A 21134-nucleotide genomic window follows, 5' to 3' on the forward strand; every position below is an offset into this window, starting at 1 on the left:
GCGCTGCGGTTTAATGGTTACTAACTGCAGTCAATATACTGGATTTTCGGCAAAAACCTGTAATTTACCGGCTTTACAACCTGCATGAGAGGAACTGAAGTACAACAACCCGTGAGCCTGGAAAACAGTAATGCAATTGAACACATCCGACTGGAAATTGAGTCGGTGTGGCTGGACAGAACCGTTATATCGGAAGCCTTCTTTCCAGGAGCGATTTCCCCCTCCGTTACACCATCGCTGTTGCTGATGAATGATGGTCAGCACCTCACAGAACTGGATGTTACCGCTTTACTGGAAGAAGGGTACCATAGCGGAACGTTGCGGCCGCTTGTCGTGATCGGGATCCATGCGGGTCCGGAAAGGAAACGTGAATATGGTACCGCTGCACAGGCCGACTATCTCGGGCGGGGTGACAAAGCAAATGCCTATACGCAGTTTGTCTTCAGGGAATTGTTGCCGGCATGGCGGAAGGCGCTTCCGTGGAGCGAATTCCGCGAGAAAATATTCGCAGGATTTTCCCTTGGCGGTTTGAGTGCGCTTGATATTGTCTGGGCCCATCCGCACGAGTTTACCAAAGTAGGTGTGTTCAGTGGATCATTTTGGTGGCGCAGCCTCGACCAGGATGATGCAGCATACAACGATAACCTGCACCGGATCATGCACCAGATGATCCGCAAAGGCAACTTTGCTCCATGGCTGCAGTTCTTCTTTGAAACAGGATCGCTGGATGAGACCAATGACCGCAACGGCAACGGCATTATCGATTCCATTGACGATACCTGTGACCTGATCACCGAACTGAAAACCAAAGGTTATCCTGCAGAACAAATCGCCTATCTCGAAATAGCAGATGGCAAGCATGATATCACCACCTGGTCCAGGGCGATGCCCGCTTTTCTCCGCTGGGCATTTGCGTATGGACAGTAGCGGTCATTTCCGCAGGAAATCCAGCACCGCAACCGCAAATTCAGGTGTTCTTACCGCACCACCGTGATCGCCGGGTACTGTTACATATTTTCCATTTGAAAACAGGTCTGCCAGATCAGACGCCTTGCCGTTATCGGAATCTTCCTTCCCGCAAACTACCAGTACGGGTTGTTTCACTTTTGCCAGTGCCGCTTTCGGTGTGGATGGTTGTTCCTTTTGCAACAGGGCGAGTGCCTGCTGGTCGAGTCCACTCTGCTGAACATAACGCACCATAGGTTCCAGCTCTTTCACCGTGTCGCCGCTGAGTGCACGGTAAAACATTTTGCGGCGGGGCCATTCGGGATCTGTAAAATCAGTTCCCATCCCACCCATTACTGCACGCCGTAATCGTTTATCCATTACAAGCAGTCTTGCAGTAATGATCGATCCCCGCGAATAGCCGACGGCAGTGTACTGCTCCAGGTTGAATTTGTCAGCCAGCAGCATGATGTCTTTTGCCTCTGCATCATTCGCATAGGCGTCAGCCAGATGCGGTTTTCCAGATTTTCCGTTACCCCTCAGGTCCATGGTAATCACCCGGTAACCCGAACGCAGCAATGAATCATACAAAGCTGTTTTTTTCCAGCTCTCACCATTTACAATAAACCCGTGAATCAGCAGCACAGGATCTCCGTTCCCCCTGGATTCATAATAAATGGGCGTGTGACCTATACCATCCAGGTAGCCCGAATCAACCTGGCCGTATACTTTTACAGTCAGCAGGAGCATCATCGTCATGCCGCCAAACACTCTTTTCACAATTTCCCCAAAACCAACCCTTCCCCTTTGCGTCTTTGCCCCTTCGCGAGCTTTGCGGGAAATAATTTGCGTGCTTTCCATTCTTTGCGAGCTTTTCCCAAAGTAAGCAGCAAAAACCATAAATTGAAAACTCTTCAACCACATGATATGCAGAAAGCACTGCGCAGCCAGCAATGGTTTGGAAAAAAAGGAAAAGATGGATTTATCTATCGCTCATGGATGAAAAACCAGGGGCTGCCGGACGACGAGTTTACCGGGAAGCCTGTTATCGGGATCTGCAATACCTTCAGCGAACTGACACCCTGCAATGCTCATTTCCGGGAACTTGCTGAATCGGTTAAACGGGGCGTATTGCAGGCGGGTGGCATTCCTTTCGAATTTCCCGTAATGTCGCTGGGTGAAACACTGATCCGCCCCACCGCCATGCTTTACCGGAACCTGGCCAGCATGGATGTGGAAGAATCTATACGTGCAAACCCTGTGGATGGGGTCGTATTGCTTTGTGGTTGTGATAAAACAACGCCATCCCTCGTGATGGGCGCCTGCAGCGTTGATATACCTGCCATTGTTGTTTCCGGTGGTGCGATGCTCACGGGTAAGTTCCAGGGCAGGGATATCGGCACTTCGGATGTGTGGCGGTTTGCCGATGCGTTGAAATCCGGCGCACTGGCAGAAGAATTGCTCAACAGCGCTGAAGGCAGCATGTGCCGCAGCAGGGGGCATTGTGCAGTCATGGGAACTGCTTCGTCGATGGCTTGTATGGTAGAGGCACTGGGACTAACCCTTCCGGGTAATGCAGCGATCCCCGCGGCCGATTCCAGAAGGAAAACCATCGCCCAGTTATCCGGCCGGCGGATCGTTGAGATGGTAGCGGAAGACCTTGTTCCTTCGCAGATCCTTACCCGGAAAGCTTTTGAGAATGCTATCAGGGTAAATGCAGCCATTGGTGGTTCCACCAATTTTGTGGTGCATCTCCTCGCAATTGCGGGAAGAATCGGTGTACCGCTAACGCTGGAAGATTTTGATCAACTCTCCCTGGATGTTCCGCTTGTTGCGAACATACAACCCAGTGGCAAATATTTCATGGAAGACTTTTATTACGCCGGTGGCTTGCCTGCACTGATGAATGTTATCGCTCCTTTCCTTCACCGGGAAGTAATTACCGCGAACGGAAAAAGCGTGGCAGAAAATATTACGGATGCGGTAAGTTTCAACCAGGAGGTGATCGGTACACTGGAACAGCCGTTCCGGGAGCAAAGTGGTATTATGGTGCTGAAAGGAAATCTTTGCGCGTCAGGAGCGGTGCTGAAGCCATCTGCCGCAACGCCGCAGTTATTGCAGCATCGCGGCCCTGCGGTGGTATTCGAGCATATTGAAGACTACAAGGCACGTATTGATGATCCGGATTTGCCGGTCACGGCAGACAGCATCCTGGTATTGAAACAGGTCGGCCCAAAAGGATACCCTGGTATGCCTGAAGTGGGCAATATGACACTTCCTGCAAAACTGCTTGCGGCTGGCGTTACAGACATGGTGCGCATTTCAGATGGCCGGATGAGTGGAACAGGTTTCGGTACGGTGGTATTGCATGTGTCGCCGGAATCTGCCGACGGTGGCCTGTTGGGATTGGTGCAGGATGGTGATATCATCGAACTGGATGCTGCCGCAAGAAAGCTGACGCTGGTGGTTGAGCCCGCAGAAATTGAAAGGCGCCGCGCTGTGCAACAACCTTTTGAAAGTCCTTACGCCCGCGGATATGTGCAATTGTATGTACGGCATGTTGAACAAAGCCACCTGGGCGCCGACTTTGATTTTTTACGGGGTGGTTCGGGTAGTACCGTTACGCGTGATTCGCATTGATCATGGCTGCAGTTAAACACCAACTTCAATCAAGCTACATGCAGACAAGCTTTATCGGACAAACAGCGATTGTCACCGGGGCAGCACAGGGCATTGGCTTTGAAATCTGCCGGCAGTTGTCTGCCAAAGGAGCTTTCCTGGTGTTGAATGACCGCGACGAACAACTGGCAGCTGCAGCGATTGAAAAGTTGTCTGCCGAAGGCGGACGTGGCATTGCCGTTGCCGGTGATGCCGGCAGTATGCATTGCATCCGCGAGTTGGTTGCTACGGCTTTAAAGGAAACAGGAAGGCTGGATCTGCTGGTTGCCAACGCGGGTATCACGCTGTTCGGTGATTTCTTTACCTATACGCCGGAGGACTTCCAGCAGGTAATGCAGACCAACCTGGCAGGTACTTTTTTCCTGGCACAGGCTGCCGCAAAGGAGATGCGTTCACAGGCTTCCGGCAGTAGCGGAAGTTTTCTGTTTATGTCTTCCGTTACCGGACACCAGGCACACCAGCATCTTGCCGCATACGGTATGACCAAGGCCGCCCTTGAAATGCTGGCCCGTCACCTGGTTCCGGAACTGGCGCCCCTTGGTATCAATGTGAATGCCGTGGCACCGGGCGCAACCATGACAGAACGTACCGCAGCAGACGCTGATTATGCTTCTGTCTGGTCGCGCATCACACCCATGGGGCGACCTGCCACCACTGCCGATATTGCATCGGCCGCATGCTTCCTGCTGTCTCCGGCTGCCCGCCACATCACCGGGCAAACCCTGATCATCGATGGCGGATGGACGGCCATGAGTCCACCACCTTTTTAGCCCAAAGCACGCCAAAACAGTACACCTGCTGTATCAATAACGGACATGCGCGCCGCCTGGAAAACGAGTGTGTACTGATAATCAATTGGTTATAATCTGGTATTGCCCTTGTTTAGCAATAGGGACCAACAACACCATAGCATGCTGTTCAATTATTTCAAAACTGCCTGGCGCACCCTTCTTAAGAACAAATTCAATTCCGTAATCACCATCGGAGGGCTCACCCTGGGCCTGGCGATCGGATTGTTGATCCTGCTCTGGGTAAAAGATGAAAAATCCTACGACACTTTCGCTGCCAATGGCCGTCAGATCTACAAACTGGAAAACATGGCCGGCACCGGTTCCAGCCGGCAGCTGTGGACCAACACCAATGCGGCAATCGGACCGCTGGGCGTAAACGCCTTCCCCCAGATACAATCCCAGGTGCGAACCACTTATGATTACACCCATTCTATCTTCCGTTTTGAGAATAAGTCCTTCCAGGAAGATTATAAATTCTTTGTGGACTCCAACTATTTCCGTTTCATGAATTTTCCCCTGGTTGCAGGTGATCCGGAAAAACCATTTACCGACAACCAGTCAATTGTGCTCAGCCGCCGTATGGCGGAAAAGTATTTCGGCACGGCTAATGCTGTGGGCAAAACGCTGATCGCAGATGATACCATTCCACTACGGGTAAGTGGCATCATTGCGAATCCCCCGGCAAACAGCAGTTTCCGTCTTTATGAAATGCTGCTGCCAATGGCCGCGCTGGAAAAATATATGTATGCAGGTGAACCCGGAAAGGCTTTCATCAACGATTTCAACCAGTACAATTACAACACTTACCTGACACTTCATGAAAATACCAGCCTGAAAGACCTCAGCGTCCGCCTCCGTGATCTTCATCTGCAACACAAGGCAGATGACACCGATATCGAATACCTGTTTCTGCCGTTGGAAAAGATGCACCTGTTCAGGGCCGATGGGGGAGACAATGGCTACAAGACGGTTCAGTTGTTTACTTTGATCGCCGTGCTGATCCTCGTGATCGCCTGTATCAATTATGTAAATCTGTCCACTGCGAGGTCGCTGCTGCGTGCCAAGGAAGTAAGTCTCCGGAAAATATCAGGAGCCAACAGGTCGCAGTTGTTTCTCCAGTTCATCGTGGAGACGACGTTGTTGTTTGCCATTGCCACAACACTGGCCCTTGCCCTGATCCCCGTACTGCTGCCTTATTTCAACCAGTTATCGGGCAAAGAACTCGAATTCGGACTGACCGATACGGGGGTCTGGAAACTGATCGGGCTGACGACACTGGGAACTCTTGTTTTGTCAAGCATCTATCCTGCCGTCCTATTGTCTTCTTTTGAGCCCCTTAAAGCGATCAAGGGGAAGATCACCCCCCGTTTCAATGATGTATTGTTCCGGAAGGGACTTGTAGTGGTGCAGTTTTGTTTTTCAATCATGCTGATCGCCGGTACGATCGTGATCGGGCGGCAATTGAAGTTTATCCGCGAAAAATCGCTGGGCTATAATAAAGACCAGGTATTCAGTTTCACCATGCGCGAAATGGGCAATCATTATGATGTAGTGAAGGCGTCGCTTGAAAAACAACAAGGCATCAGTGCCGTTACGCGGTCGGACAATAACAATATTGTTTCGCTTGGTTCGATGACCGGCAACACCGATTTCGACGGAAAGGAACCCAACTCGACCTTCATGATCCACGTGATGGCGATTGATAAAGACTTCCTTCCCTTCTTTAAAATGGATCTTGCCAAAGGAAATAATTTTACCGGCAGCAAGGCCGATAGCAGCCATGTGATCCTCAATGAAACAGCCGTGCGGGAAGCCAATCTTGGCCCGGATCCGATCGGAAAGCGATTCCGGATCTGGCAGAATAACGCTACTATTATTGGGGTGGTGAAAGATTTCCACTATGCTTCCATGAAAGACAAGATCGGGCCGGTGGTCATGTTCTATAACCCAAATGTGGAGAACAGGATTTATATCCGTACCCGGGGAGGACAGGCGCAGCAGGCGATTGCCGCTGCGGAGAAAAGTTTTAAACAATACAATAGTAACTATCCTTTCAAATATGCTTTCCTGGATGAAACCTATGACCAGTTGTACCGGTCAGAAACCAGGGTAGGTAACCTGTTCAAGGTATTTGCTGCCATTGCCGTATTCATTTCGTGCCTTGGATTGCTGGGGCTTACTGCCTATGCCGCGCAGGTTCGTCTCCGGGAAATCGGGATCAGGAAAGTGCTTGGTGCCAGCACGACGGGTATCGTCCGGTTACTGGCAGGTGACTTTATCCGGCTGGTATTACTGGCGATAGTGATCGGCAGTCCTGTTGCCTGGTGGTTCATGAGCAAATGGCTGGAAGATTTTGCCTATCGTGCGCCGCTCAGTGTGACCGTGTTTTTCTGGTCTGGTATCGCTGCTGTAGGGATTGCCTTGATCACGATCAGCCTGCAATCGCTAAAAGCGGCATTGACCAATCCTGTCAAAACATTGCGTTCCGAATAAAGAGTGTTTTTTTAGCAGTAGTAAATTGGTATTATCTTGAAAGCAAAACCCCCTGCTTCAGCAGGGGGTTTATTTATAGGCATGACCTTATTTCTTCCATAATTTATTGGAAAGGATTTTCTCCATCACCTGTTCCCGGTACTGTCGACCGATCGGTACGCGCCCGGAAGGCAGGATGATCTCGCCATTGTCGATGGCTTCCACCTTGCTGAGGGAGACCAGGAAGGATTTGTGCACCCGCAGGAATCGCGATCTGTCCAGTTGTTCTTCAACCTGTTTCAGGTTGAGCAGGGTCATGAATTTTCCCCGAGTGGTGTAAAGGGCAACATAATTCTGTAATGCCTCAATATGCAACAGGTCGGCCAGGTAGATCTTTTCATATTTGTAATCGCATTTGATGAAAAAGAAATCCGGTACAAGTGCTGTTCCCGCAGTTGCGCTGGATTGATAGTGCAATTGAAGCTGCTGGAGTTCTCTTGCTTTATTAACTGCCTTAAAAAACCGGTTGAAGGTAATGGGCTTAAGGAGATAGTCCACCACATCGAACTGAAAACCATCGAGCGCATAGCTGGGGTAGGCTGTGGTGATTATTATCATTGGCTTCCTGTTAGCCATACGGAGGTATTCGATCCCATTCATTAGTGGCATCTGGATATCGAGAAAAACGAGATCAATGGATTGCCCGCCGAGCAATTTTGACAACTCGATGGGATTGGAACCCGTACCGGCAAGTTCAAGAAAGTCAACCTCCCTTGCGTAGTTGACCACACATTCCCGGGCCAGCGGCTCATCGTCAATTACGACGCAACGAAGTGTCATACTGCAAGTTTTTGAAACTGTTTTTCCTGTTTCAGCAGGATTGACAGTGACACCTTGAAATCTGTCGCTTCCTGCTGCAGGTCTAATTTATAGATGTCCGGATATATTAGTTCCAGCCTTCTTTGCACGTTTTTCAATCCAATCCCGGACGAAGGGGGAAGGGAAGACCGGTTAAGCAGCCGTGAAGAGGTACTGTTGCTGGTGGACAGATAAAGGGTGTCTTCCGCCAAATTAATATTGATCCGGATATGGTTAGATTTTTCTTTGTCCTGCGAAACATGTTTGAAGGCGTTTTCAACAAAAGGCAGCAGGATAAAGGGCGCAATAAGCAAACTTCCTGTAGGATCAGTTGGAATAGTGATGGTTGTCTCTACATGGGTGTCGTGTCGCAATTGTTCCAGGCTGATAAAATTAGCCAGGAAATCAAGTTCCTGCTGCAATGGGATTTGCGCATCATTGCATTCATACAACTGGTGCCGCAACAGGTCCGAAAACTTTGCCAAAGCATCAGATGCCATGGAAGGGTTTTTGTGGATCAGTACAAATATGGAATTGATGGTATTGAACAGGAAGTGGGGATTGATCTGGGATTTAAGGAATTTCAATTCGGTTTCGAGTTTCTCCTTTTCCAGGGCCTGTTCCCGTTTTCTGCTCCTGATCCAGTTTCCGGCAAGTTTCAGACTCATCCCCAGTGTTGTACTGGCAACCGTGGATGGAAATGTGTTGATCTGAAAAAAGTAACTATAGTGCGATGGCGGAATCCCGTATAATTCCTGGAAGTCGCGCCCGGACAGCCACGCGCTTACGTAATATCCCGGCACGATCAGTATGGCCGTCACCAGCATGGTAAGCAGCAACAAGCCTGCATACCACCAATACCTGCCTTTCGCCAGGTAGCGCGGGATCAGATAATACAAATTGAAATAGACGCAGAGGGCCTGAAAGATGACGTAGAACAAAAATTTTATGGAGTAAGGCGTAAAGAACAGGTTGTTTGCGACCGCCCACACACTTCCGATAGTGAGGGTCCACCACAGGTAATGATAGACAAACCAGAAGGGCAGGTGGTACAATTTATACCGGTACCACCAGCGGGTATGTAAAGGTGAATTCACTTGTTTAAAATTAGCCAAAAATCGAGTGCTGTACCCCGTTTGAGGATGACCAGCATCCAAACATTGACAAGAGGTGCCTGGACAGGGCTGAAATGCAGATGCCGGCTTTTTCAGGGTTTTTTCCGGTAGCCGGAAGAAGGGCAGCGGCTCATCAATAATTTCCTGTCGTACAGCAATCGGAATTTTTCCTGCTGGCAGCAACAGTTTTCTTTACGGGCAATCAGCAAAAACCAACCATGAAGATTATATTGATCCTGCTGCAGGTGTTCCTTTCGGCTTATTCCATAGCCCAGGTAACGGGATCGGTCAGGAATGCCGGTAACCGGGCTGTTCCAGCTGCCAGCATATTGTTAATGGCTGATTCCGGCAGCATTGTAAAAGCGGTTCAGTCAAATGATTCCGGTGATTTTCGCATAAGCGGGATGGATAGTGGCAGCTACTTTGTAAAGATCAGTTCGATAGGATATGTCACCTGGAAATCTCCGGTTTTCAACTGGAAGGGAGCACCGTTTTCAGTTGCGTTGGGTGAGATTGAATTGCAAGCCGGGGAACAGTTGCTCAGCGCGGTATCGGTAAAAGCTCCGGCATCCATGATCCGTCAGACCGGCGAAGGGCTGGTGATTGACCCCACCAAAAGCCTGCTGACAACCGGGAGCACCATTCTCCAGGTGCTGGAAAGGTCATCCGGTATCAGTATCGACTATCAAAACAACAGCATTACGGTAAATGGTAAGCAGGGGGTGCAGGTGATGCTGGATGGCAGGCTGCTGATGCTTTCTCCGGAACAGGTGCTGCGGCTGCTCAGCGGAATGAATGCTGAAAACCTTGAAAAGATAGAAATACTCAGTACGCCGGGGGTTAAATACGATGCGGAAGGAAGCGCCGGCATCATTAACATTGTTTCCAGGAAACAACGTGGCCGGGGAACCCTCGCCAATGTATCACTGACTGCCGGATATGGGAGGGGCGAAAAAGTGCTCGCCGGTGTTCAGCTGACGCATCACAAAGGCCGGTTTCGATTGAATGGAAATTACAGCTATTCTCTTGATCACACCTATAGCGACATTGATATTCAAAGTGGCCAGCTGATGCCTTTACTGGGCGGGGCGCTGGCAGTGACTTCTGTCTCCGCGGCCAACAGGCGGCAGCAGCAACACGATGCAGGCCTGGGTATGGAAATGGATCTGGATTCCCGGACGAAAGCAGGTATACAAATGAATTTGAACAGCAGCCTTGGTCCGATGCATACGGAAACCATTGCCACGTACACTGTATTGCCCGATTCATCGCTTTACTTCAGGGGAAATATCGATTCGCGGAACAGGTGGAATAACCTGTTATCCACCTTGTACCTCGAAAAACAGTCCGTCAAGAAAGGAAAATGGAGATTGGGGGTCGATTTTCTTTCTTTCCGGAACACCAATCCCAATACCGTTAACAGCAGCTTTCTCAATGAAGCAGGCGAAAAAGCAGGCGGCAATGACAGCCTTTTTTCACCCTGGCAACGTGGCTACGCGGAAACCAGGATCAATGTGGCGGTGGGAAAACTGGACTACGAGCGGCCGCTTTCCGGCACCTGGAAAATAGAATCCGGATTGAAGGCTTCTGTTACCCGGGTGAACAGCAGTGCTGGCATTGAGTCACTGGTAGATGATGTCTGGATTGACCGGACTGGTGCAGCAACGGAAACAGGCATGCGGGAGGCAATCCTCGCAGCTTATGCCAATGCCACGGTAAAACCTGTAACAAACCTGTCCATCTCACTGGGTCTCCGGTACGAATATTCCATGATGGAACCTGTCGGCAAATCCGGGAATGTACAGGCTGCTCCGGTGCGCCGGTTGGGTGCGCTTTTCCCGGCATTTTTTCTGAACCGGCAAACGGGTGCCGGTGGCGAGTGGCAATTGTCGTTTACCAAAAGAATCAGCCGACCCTCCTACAATGACCTTGCTACCTATGTGGTGTACAGCGATCCTACTGCTGTCTTTACGGGTAATCCATTCCTTCAGCCGGCGATCCTGTATAATTTCAGAATAGGTTACAGTCAGAAGGGGTACAGTCTTTCCATGGTGCTTAGTGACGAGAAAAACGCTATTATCCGCTACCAGCTTGGGTATGGCCCGGTTGAGGGCTTGCTATATGTTGCTCCCAGGAATCTTGGTGGCCGGAAAAGCATTGACCTGACTTTGAGTTTGCCCATTGCTATTACCGAATGGTGGAAGCTCCAGATCGGTGGCAGTGGCGGTCCCCGGAAGTTCGAACTGACTCACACACCGCTACCAGCAGCAACAACCTATTTCGGTTTCACTGCCAATGCATCCATCGACCTGCGGTTTCCGAAAGCCTACGGTATGGAAATTTCTGGCTGGTACAGTGGCTCTTCGTATAATGGAAATGTGATGAATAAAGGTTTCGGATCACTGAATGCCGCTATTAAAAAAGTGCTGGACAAGAACCGCGGCACGTTGCAGCTGACCGCGAACGACCTGTTGCGGAGTATCCGGGTATACAACTATTATGGGGCCGTTACGCCGGAAGTGTTTTCCATAAAAAATGAGGTGATCTACAAGGCGGAGAGCACCCGTTTTCCAATCATCAAACTCAGCTATACCCGGACTTTTGGTTCCCTGGTAAAAAAGAAGGCTGAACAGGTGCCGGACAGGAAGGAAGAAGAAAGCCGTGTGAGGAAGGAGTAAAAAAGAACAGGTAGCGAAATATTCGCTACCTGTCAGTTCAGGGATTAGAGATACTATTAATTGAAAGTGTACCGGATGCCCACCTGGCCCTGCCAGCGGGAACCGAAGGTCATACTCCAGGGAATTGAATTCGGCGTATAGGTATATCCTTTGACGTTATTCACTGTTGCTGTGTTCAGGATGGTAAACGCCTGGTTGGTTACAATGAACTGCCGTCCCCACTCTTTATTGATCAGGTTGGTCAGGTTGAAAATGTCAAACGTGAGTTGAAGCCCGTGACGTTTGCCGCCTGCCGTGATAAAGAAATCCTGGGCAATACGGGCATCGATTACATGCTCCCACGGGGTACTTGAAGCATTTCTTTCTGTATACTGACCTTTACGTTTGCTCAGGTACTTATCATTGTCAATATAGGCGAAGAAGGCATCAGACTGCTGTTTTGCAGTATACCTTACCTGCCCGTTCTGGATCAGGTCAACAAAATTGATCTGGCTGGGATCAGCCGGTACATAGAGCAGGTCATTTCCGAATCGACCGTCGCTGTTAAGGTCAACGTTTACGAGGTAGGTGAACCGCTGGCCGCTGTTACCTGAATAAAACAGGGATACTGATGTTTTGAAATGTTTCGCATATTCTTTACCATAAGTAGCTGTTGCCAGGAAACGGTGTGTAAGGGAGTAGTTGCTGATAGCCAGTGGAGCATTGTTGGGATCACCCACAACCTGAACAAATTCCCAGTTCGATAGGGCAGTTGAACTGGCGCCGCTGTTTACATCTGTTGCGCCGTTGTGGTTATAGGAAACCTGTGTGTAAAGGTTCTTGAACGCTTTGCTTAAGGTGAAGCCGATATTGTAGCTAAATCCTTTACTGGTATTGGTCAGGTACAGCGCATTGGTAATGGACGGATTTATCCGGCGGGCAGCATTGTTGGCACCGAAAGCGATCCTGTCATCATAACCATTGTTGTAGGCCGGGTCAACAACACCTACAGCCGGGGTAAGGTTAACATCCTGGTAGAATACGTTGTTGATCGTTTTGCTGTAGATGAACTCCAGGGTGGCATTAATTCCACCAGGTAGTTTGGCATCTACGCCGACGTTGCCTCTGAAAACCTGGGGAAGTTTGAAGTTCTTATCCATCAGGTTGGTTTCAAAGCTGTTGCCGGCGGCGCCAATATTGCTCTGATTGTTGGGATCCGGATCAAAGCCTTTTCCGCCATTTACATCAAAGGGGGGCTGTGTGGGTGAATTGTCCGTTTGGCTGGTAGTACGCAACATCATACCGGTTCCGCCATACTGGTTGGAAATCCACACGAAGGGAACGCGGCCGGAGAAAATACCAACACCACCGCGTACGATCAGGCTGCGGTCACCCTCAACGTCATAGTTGAAGCCGACGCGGGGAGACCACATCAGTTGTCCATTGGGAATGTTCTGTGTGTTATACTTGCCGCCATAGGTTGAATCCACTACAGGATTGTACGTTGGTTCATCGGGTAGCACGGGTACGTCAAGACGAAGTCCGTAAGTGAGTCGGAACTGTGGATTGAACTGGATCTCATCCTGTGCGTAGAAGCCCAGCTGGGCTGCATTAAACTCAGCTGCGGGACGGGGATTCGTGGTTTTATTTGCTGAAAATGACACGTCGAATTGCCGGGGGAAGTTTCCGTAGAAATCATCCAGGCTGTTAAACCGCCAGCGGCCATTGAGGTTATTGATGAACAGGTTCCTGAATTGGAAAAATTCATTATGCGTGCCGAAGGTGAAGGTATGCTTGCCTTTAAATAGTTTCAGGTTGTCGGTAATTTCAAAGATATCCTGGTCCAGTTCGTTGGCAGTTGAACTTCTTTCAGAACCCAGTTGAAGTGTACCGCCACCTTTGGTGATTTCGATCGATGGGAAGAGTGAACCGTAGGTGCTGCGGTAGTCGCGAATGCGGTGCAGGCCCAGGATGAGGTTGTTGGAAACTGAATTGGAGAACCGGCTTCTCAATTCAAGAACAGTGATGTTCTGTTTGTTATTGAAACGATAGGTGTTGTTACCGAAACGGAATAGGGTTCTTGAGCGCGTGATGTTGTCATCGTAGGCATCAATATAGTTGTGGCGAAGGGTTAGACGATGCTTCTCATTGATATTCCAGTCAATTCTGGCGAAGAATTTATTGCTTTGTGTTTCTGCATCAAAAATATCGGCGGTACCTGCTTCATAATTATACTTGCTTTTCATATAGTCGGTAAGCTGGGTAGCTTCCGCCTTGGTAAGTACTGCGCCGTCATCGCCGGCGTTGAAGGTAGTCGGTGCGGAGCGGCGGGCCAGTTCAGCATTGGCAAAGAAGAACAATTTGTTTTTGATGATAGGGCCGCCCAGCCGGATACCATATTGTTTGTCGCTGAACTCCGTGGTTTTTACCTTGCTGACAGGGTCCTTGCCGGTCATGCCTTCATTACGGAAGAAATAATAAACAGATCCTTCCAGGTTATTCGTTCCGGAACGGGTTACAGCATTTACTCCACCACCGGTAAAGTTGCCGTAAGTGATATCATAGGGGGCCAGCACCACCTGGATCTCCTGGATCGCATCCAGGGAAATAGGCGTGGTATTGGCTTGTCCGCCGGGCGTACCGTTGCTGGCCAGACCAAATACATCATTATTCACAGCTCCGTCAATGGTAATATTATTGAAACGGTTGTTCATCCCGCCAAAAGAGTTGCCGTTGGCCTGAGGCGTCATCCGTGTAAAATCGGAAAGGCTCCTGTTGAGTGTGGGCATGGAAGCCAGTTGTTCTTTACTGATATTGGTCGATGCGCCGGTTTTGCGGCGACTCGTGCCGCGCTGGGCAGAAACCACCACGTTGGTAAGTTCTTTGGAACTGCCTTTCAGGTCTCCATCCAGGCGAAAGTTATCTCCAAGTGTCAGTGTAATTCCTGATTCCTGGTAGGGGTCAAATCCCACATGGGTAATTTCAACAGAATAGGGCCCGCCGGGAATCATGTTGGGAATATTGTAATTCCCGTTCTTGCCGGTCCGGGTGGAATAAATTGTGCCTGTCGGGATATGGACAGCTTTCACCGTAGCATTTTCCAGGATTTCGCCGGTGGCAGATTTCACGACACCGTTCAGGCTGCTGCTTGTTACCTGCCCCAGCATTACCGCCGGAAAAAGTAACATAATTAAAATCTGTAAGATGTTTCTTGTCATGGTGTGGGTTGGTTTACAGCTGCAAAGAAAAAGAATAATCGCGTCAAGGCGTTATGACAATATTAACAAATTGTAAGCTGCATCATGTGTAACCGGACTATAACCAATTATTACCATGTATCCGGCCGATCTTATCGGCTATACCGAACAAGCCGCCCTAATAATCGTTAGTTTTGTACTTAAATCCTGAAAACGCATGTTGGATACTATAGAGTCTGCCATTGAGGATATCCGCCAGGGTAAAATGCTGATTGTGGTAGATGACGAGGACCGTGAAAATGAAGGTGATTTTGTGATCGCCGCCCGGTTTGTGACCCCCGAAATCATCAATTTTATGAGTAAGGAGGGCCGTGGACTGATCTGCGCGACTCTGATCGAAGATCGTTGCGATGAGCTACAGCTGGAAATGATGGTTAACAGCAATACAGCACTTCATGAAACTGCGTTTACCGTGTCCGTCGACCTTCTCGGTCATGGTTGTACTACCGGAATTTCCGCCCACGACCGCGCTGCGACGGTCCAGGCCCTGATCAACCCGGCTACCAAACCATCCGACCTGGGTCGTCCCGGTCATATTTTTCCTTTGCGTGCCAAGAAGGGCGGGGTCCTTCGCCGTGCCGGTCATACGGAAGCTTCCATCGACCTTGCACGCCTGGCCGGCCTCGAACCTGCCGGCGTACTGGTGGAGATCCTGAATGAAGACGGAACTATGGCCCGCCTCCCGGAACTCCGCGAACTGGCTAAGAAATTCGACATGAAGCTGGTTTCCATCAAGGCGTTGATTGAATACCGGATCAAGCGGGAAAGCCTGATCGAAGAAGTGGTGCGCGTGGATATGCCCACCAAATACGGCCATTTCAAAATGGTTGCCTTCCGCGAAAAACATACCCAGAACGAACATATTGCCCTGATCAAGGGCGAGTGGGACAAAGACGATCCCATCCTTGTCCGCGTTCATTCTTCCTGTTTTACGGGTGATATCCTGGGTTCCCTGCGCTGCGACTGCGGAGAACAGCTGCATAAAGCCCTCCAGATGGTGGAAGCCGAAGGGAAGGGAATGGTATTATATATGAACCAGGAGGGAAGGGGTATCGGCCTGATGAACAAACTCCGCGCCTATAAACTACAGGAGGAAGGCATGGACACGGTAGAAGCCAACCTGCACCTCGGTTTTCCGATGGATCAGCGCGACTATGGCGTCGGTGCCCAGATTCTGCGTGCCCTGAACATAACCAAACTCCGACTGATCAGCAACAACCCCCGCAAACGGGCCGGCCTTGTCGGTTATGGTATCGAGATTGTTGATACAGTTCCTATCAAAATCAAACCGAACCCTCATAATGAGAAGTATCTGAAGACCAAGCGGGATAAGCTGGGGCACAGGATATTGGACTCCGAGTAAAAAGGGGTAAGGTTAAGTTTGGAAGTTTATCAGTTTAGATGTTTAATAGTTGCGATCCGTGACTGAAGGTGGTTTTGTAGGGGTAGATGTCGTGCCCAGAGCTGCAGGCTGTTGCCTGGACGCTATTGTGCAACCTTACAGCGTAGAGCCTGAACTGTCGGAGGAAATGGGATCGGCGGGTGCACCCTGGCGGAATGGCTTCTTCTTCTTGCGCCGCAGTAATTCATTGAAACGGTCAAATTCCTTGCGATAGGAGAAACTTACACCCGAACGTTGCAGCGCATTCTGCGCGATATAACTCCAGTTGTTGCGGTAGAAAAAGGTGAGCCTGAATTTTCCGTCAGGAGTAAGTTTGTATTCTGCTGTCACATCCGGAAGGAACTGGAAGGTGGATGTCTGCTGAGCACTGATCCCAAAATCAATGGCGCTTCCTACAATAAAGGTCAGCCTTTCGTTCAGGTAGCTCTTCGATACATTCACGTTGATGTTGGTACGGTCGGGAAGCAGGATCTGTGAATTCGATGCACCGGTAATATTGGTGCCGCTGTAAAGTGAAGCACTGAGGTTCACTTTCAGGCTTTTGTCGTTGAATACGTTTTGCAGCAGTTTAGAAAATTCATTCGTCAGCACAGAACTCAGAAACCCGGAGATACTGTTCACTACAAGGCTTTCAAATGCAGCTCCGGCAAATGCACCGGAATTGTTGCTGACGCTTCCTGCGGCGGTCAGTGGTCCAAATGTATTAAAGAGGATCAGGTAGGATACCTGTTTATTCAGCTCATTCTCATCCCGCTGGATTACACCTATCAGGGCTGCAGCTTCTGAGTTGTTTTTCAGCGCGCTGTTATCGGGAAGTTCAATCTGGAACTTAATCCTGGGTGCGGTAAGTTTTTCTGTTATACTCGCAATAACATTTACCTGGCCGCGGTACCGTTTCACATCTTCGCTGTTCACATAAAAGCCGCCGCTGCTCAGCAGGTCGCTAAAGCGCACATTTTCTGCTTCATACAAAGCGTCAATCTTGATTGTGGCGTCATATGGGTCACCATTCCAGGAAATGGAATTACCCCGGTCAGGCATCAGTTTGAATGTCTTCTTCCAGGCCTGGAAATTGAAATTATAATATCCGCTCTCAATTTCATAACGGCCGTTCATGGTGAAGTTCTGGTTGGTGCCTACCCTCATTTTCAGGTTGCCATTTCCCCGTGCCTGGATGATATCACCGGTTGTTTCGTCGATGATCATGTACACCGTAGCTTTATTATTTGCTGTGATATCAAGGTTTACGGTCAGGTTGCTTTCCTTGCCATAGGGGCGATAGGTTTCCATCTCTTTGCCGTATTGCTTCCACACGATGAAATCTGCATCTGCACTTTCCCGGCTGTTTCCGGAATTGATATAAACCTTGCTGCTGTCTGTTGGCTCACCCGCAATGTCCATCACCATGTCATATTGCGGTCCGGTAAAGTTCATGGTAGCCCGTCCGATCACATTTCCATAAAACAGGTTGTTGTCGGTCCGTTTCGTATTCAGCAGCAACATTTTGTTCGTTCGTACACGGAAATCGAAAGCCATATCCTTAAAATTGTTGTGGTACAACTTTCCTTCCGTAAGTTCTCCTTTATTGCCCAGGGTATCCTGCAGCTGGAATTTTCCGAAATCGATCTGGCCATCTGAAAAATGAATCTGCGCAGCCGGAATTTTATAATACACTTTGGTGTAGTCCACGAGCAGACCACCTTCCTGAAGACTTACGTCGCCCAGGTATTTCAGGTTGTTCGCCTTGCCCACTATGCGGAGTTGCCCGGTCGCCCGCCCTTCTACTTTGGAAAAGATGCTGGTCAGGTACTGCTGCAACACACCGATCTTCGTATTGTTGAACTCCGTCAGGATGTTCACTTCGTCAGAAAGACTGTCTTTTGTATTGACGAGGCCATCAATATTAAAATGATAATCTGCATTCGCCGAAATTGTTTTGAATGCCACCTTTCCCGATTTACTGGAATAGGTAGCGGAGAGATCCAGTACACCGACGGAGTCGTTATCCAGCCGGAATTGTTCAGCCCTGGCATTGCTTTCCACCTGAAGATTACCGAAAGGCTCAATCACCTCCACCGTGCCCGTAAGTTCTCCTTCGATGCGGTTGGATTTTACAAAGAATGGTGTGAAGTCCCCGATATTGATCCGTTTCAGATCCACTTTCAGGTCATTGCCCCGCCCTATCGAAGAGGGAGCACTCGTGATCATTATTTCCTGGACGCCACTATGTATCCTTACGCCATCCGTTGTCACCAATTCCCGGCTGAGAATCAATTCACCGCCTTTGTCGATCACCCATTGCTTGTTGTTAATGTCAAAAGTGGAGGGGTGGAAATTGATGCGGATACCATTTTTCAGGGTTTGTACCGTTGCCGAAATATCGGCGGTATTTAAAGTCTGATTGGCACTGGTCTTGATGTTTACATTCGAAATGTCATTGCTTGCATTAACCGACAGCTGCGTGCCTGGGAAATGCAGACTGTCGTTAACATAAGTGTCGCCGATGCTGGCAGCAACACTCAGTGAATCATAGTTGCCCCGGCCCTGCAGTTTGACATCATAAAATGCCAGTTTGTTATAACCGAACTGCGGAACCTCTGCATCGATATCAAAAACATTCTCGCGGGTATTGAGCCTGCCGTTGATGGTGCTGTAGTTGAAGCCTTTCAGACGTTTGTCCAGGAGATCAAGGTAATCATCCACTTTTCGGGTAGTGATGTAGAAACTGAAGTTGTCTGTCACCTTCTTACGCGATGCGGCGATATAACTTGGATAGTATCGGTTGAGGAAAGTCTGGAATGCATCCGGCAGCGTACTGATATTAAATTCGCCGGCCAATACCGCTTCGAATTCATTGCTCTTCACGGATATGGTTTTGTTGTCGTTACTGAGTACGGATGATTCCACATAGAGGGAATCAAATGAAATTCGTTGTCCGTTCTTGAAGACGGATGCGTCAGAAATCCGGGCTGTACCGATGAAGTTGTCGATCGTGTTTCCTGAAAAATCCATATTGAAACTGCCATTAAAATCCACTTCATCCTTGGTGAATTTGAGGGCATGCAGGTTCGCATTATTTACCAGTGCGTTGAAATTGAAAAGTGGAACCTTGCCGGACAAATCCACGAGCCCCTTCATGGTAGCCTCCAGGTGTTCGTCGTTAATGGCGAGATTACCGTTAAACAACCGTTTGGCAACTGTACCATCCACTGCTATATCCTTATAACGATAGCCATTGTATTCCAGGAAGGGCAGGGTTCCTTTCAGGGTTGCTTCCAGGGAACTCATGGTAAAACCTTTTCCCTGGATATCCCCCTCAAAGGCGAGACTCCCCAATATGGGCAATTCCAGCAGGGTGCCCAATTGCAATCCCGTCGTATTGACCGTCCCCTTGTAAGTGGGTGGGCCCTTTTCAGGAATCTTCATGTTCACATCAGTGCTGAGGGTACCCAAAGCAGTTTCGATTGTGCCGTAGGTTACAAAATCGCGGATGAAACCTGTAAAGCTCCCCTTGAATTTGAGCCAGTCGAGTTTATCCAGCCGCAGTTCTTTGATGTCTTTGATCTGTGGGAAGATCCGGACCGCGCTCTCATAGTTAGTGCGAAACTCATTGGCCGTAAAATCAATATAGGTACTGTCGATATCCGGTAGTCCTTTGAGTGCGATATCACCATCGAGATAGGTGTTGTTGCCGGCGGTGATCTTCAGATGCTTACCCATCAGGTCGCTTACGGGACCTTTGATTCTGCCGGTGATTGACAGTTGTTTTTTCCAGTCAGCCAGCGCGGGAGCGAAATAAGCTATATCATCACTATTGATAGTGGCGTCAACAAAACTGCCGTCAAGTGTGACTTTTTCAATAAAATCACTCATGTCGTCGAAAGTCTTGTACCGCATGGCGAAAGCATTGCGCAGCCGGCTTTTGCCGGTTCTGATATCAAGCTGATGAAATTCCATGCCTTCCGGATGGAATTTCAGGTTTGCCTGAAGTTTTTTGACTTCGAACCCGGAGCGTTCCTTTGTAGCAATATCGATTTTCGCAGAAATTGTATCCCTTTTCAGGATGACATCGGTGAAATGACTGTTGATGTCGTACCAAACAAAGTGGGCGCCATCAAAATAGTAATATGGCTTTCGTTCGGTATACACATCATTCTTGAACGCACCTTCCCGGATATTCATGTCCCGGATGGCGATATTCCAGCCGCCGGAATTCCAACGCAGCCTGGTGCTGTCATTCGGCGGAATCTTTTCCTGACGCATCCGGGTACGTGGTGGCCGGTACCCCTCATAGTTATAAATGGAAAAAATAGGATTGTCGATATTCAGCCTGCTGATGACAATCTCCTTCTGGTGCAGATCGAACCTGTCCGTTTCCAGCACCAGCTCCTTCATCGTTAAGCCCATATTCTCCCCCCGCCATTCATCCTGTTGCAGCAATCTGATATTCTTCAGATCCACATTTTTGACGGACAATTCAATGGGATTGTTCTTTTTAGCAGAAGGCGGGGCAGCAAAATAGTCAAGCAGGAACTGATAGTTCCAGACGGAATCCTTGCGGTGGAGGTAGATCGAAGCGTTTTCGAGGCCCAGGTATTTGAGTTCTACCTTGTCTTTCACAAAAAACCAGTCGGTAATATTGACCTTCAGCGCACCGGCATACAAGAGGGTGTCTTTATTCAGATCCCTTACCAGGGTCCCCTTCAGTTCGAGTGTATTGAAGAATTTGAGCCGGATATGGGAGACCCTCACTTCCGTTTTCAGCGCTTTTGACAGCCGGCTGGCTGCCTGCCGGGCGATATAATTCTGCATGAAACTTGTCTGCAGCAAAAAATAGATCAGTACTACCAGAAGCAGTAGCGAAAGAAGAATGTAGCCAATTATGGAGAGTACTCTTTTCACTTTTATATTCGCTACTTTGCGGATCGGGTCAGGTGCTATAAACGAACGAATTTACT

At 49.2% G+C, this 21134-nt stretch carries 11 protein-coding genes; 6 read left to right on the forward strand and 5 right to left on the reverse strand.

Going from position 1 to position 21134, the window contains the following annotated elements:
- The first annotated feature begins 84 nt into the window (after positions 1-84).
- Entirely contained in the window at positions 85-927 is an 843-nt protein-coding gene (locus FPE01S_RS11825; protein ID WP_046369197.1) for an alpha/beta hydrolase, read from the forward strand.
- A 3-nt stretch (positions 928-930) separates the two neighbouring features.
- Here the strand turns inward: FPE01S_RS11825 and FPE01S_RS11830 are convergent, their stop codons facing one another.
- Complete coding sequence (locus FPE01S_RS11830) at positions 931-1725, reverse strand: alpha/beta fold hydrolase (RefSeq protein ID WP_245623992.1); 795 nt, start codon at positions 1723-1725, stop codon at positions 931-933.
- A gap of 147 nt (positions 1726-1872) precedes the next feature.
- On the opposite strand from FPE01S_RS11830, the gene FPE01S_RS11835 reads away from it, so the two are divergent.
- From FPE01S_RS11835 to FPE01S_RS11845, 3 genes are all read left to right on the forward strand, one after another.
- Positions 1873-3585, forward strand: coding sequence for an IlvD/Edd family dehydratase (locus FPE01S_RS11835; RefSeq protein ID WP_046369198.1), 1713 nt, complete (start codon positions 1873-1875; stop codon positions 3583-3585).
- A gap of 38 nt (positions 3586-3623) precedes the next feature.
- Positions 3624-4394 (forward strand): SDR family NAD(P)-dependent oxidoreductase, encoded by a 771-nt coding sequence (locus FPE01S_RS11840; protein WP_046369199.1) that lies wholly within the window; start codon positions 3624-3626, stop codon positions 4392-4394.
- A 141-nt stretch (positions 4395-4535) separates the two neighbouring features.
- Positions 4536-6908, forward strand: a complete 2373-nt coding sequence (locus tag FPE01S_RS11845) for an ABC transporter permease (RefSeq protein WP_046369200.1) — start codon at positions 4536-4538, stop codon at positions 6906-6908.
- An 87-nt stretch (positions 6909-6995) separates the two neighbouring features.
- Here the strand turns inward: FPE01S_RS11845 and FPE01S_RS11850 are convergent, their stop codons facing one another.
- Entirely contained in the window at positions 6996-7727 is a 732-nt protein-coding gene (locus FPE01S_RS11850) for a LytR/AlgR family response regulator transcription factor (protein WP_046369201.1), read from the reverse strand.
- The gene (locus tag FPE01S_RS11855; protein ID WP_046369843.1) at positions 7724-8842 is read right to left on the reverse strand and encodes a sensor histidine kinase; all 1119 of its coding nucleotides are present in this window, start codon (positions 8840-8842) and stop codon (positions 7724-7726) included. Before FPE01S_RS11855 ends, FPE01S_RS11850 begins: the two co-directional genes overlap by 4 nt.
- Positions 8843-9078: 236 nt before the next feature.
- On the opposite strand from FPE01S_RS11855, the gene FPE01S_RS11860 reads away from it, so the two are divergent.
- Positions 9079-11538, forward strand: coding sequence for an outer membrane beta-barrel family protein (locus FPE01S_RS11860; RefSeq protein WP_046369202.1), 2460 nt, complete (start codon positions 9079-9081; stop codon positions 11536-11538).
- Between the two features lie 56 nt (positions 11539-11594).
- Here the strand turns inward: FPE01S_RS11860 and FPE01S_RS11865 are convergent, their stop codons facing one another.
- A complete protein-coding gene (locus FPE01S_RS11865) occupies positions 11595-14705 on the reverse strand; it encodes a TonB-dependent receptor (RefSeq protein WP_217998208.1) in 3111 nt (1036 codons plus the stop codon).
- Between the two features lie 226 nt (positions 14706-14931).
- Between FPE01S_RS11865 and FPE01S_RS11870 the strand changes: the two genes are divergently transcribed.
- A complete protein-coding gene (locus tag FPE01S_RS11870; RefSeq protein WP_046369204.1) occupies positions 14932-16137 on the forward strand; it encodes a bifunctional 3,4-dihydroxy-2-butanone-4-phosphate synthase/GTP cyclohydrolase II in 1206 nt (401 codons plus the stop codon).
- 135 nt (positions 16138-16272) lie between these two features.
- Here FPE01S_RS11870 and FPE01S_RS11875 read toward each other — a convergent pair whose 3' ends face one another.
- Positions 16273-21078, reverse strand: a complete 4806-nt coding sequence (locus FPE01S_RS11875) for a translocation/assembly module TamB domain-containing protein (RefSeq protein ID WP_157474004.1) — start codon at positions 21076-21078, stop codon at positions 16273-16275.
- Positions 21079-21134 lie beyond the last annotated feature (56 nt).

This window comes from Flavihumibacter petaseus NBRC 106054, from assembly GCF_000974785.1.
Taxonomy (GTDB): domain Bacteria; phylum Bacteroidota; class Bacteroidia; order Chitinophagales; family Chitinophagaceae; genus Flavihumibacter; species Flavihumibacter petaseus.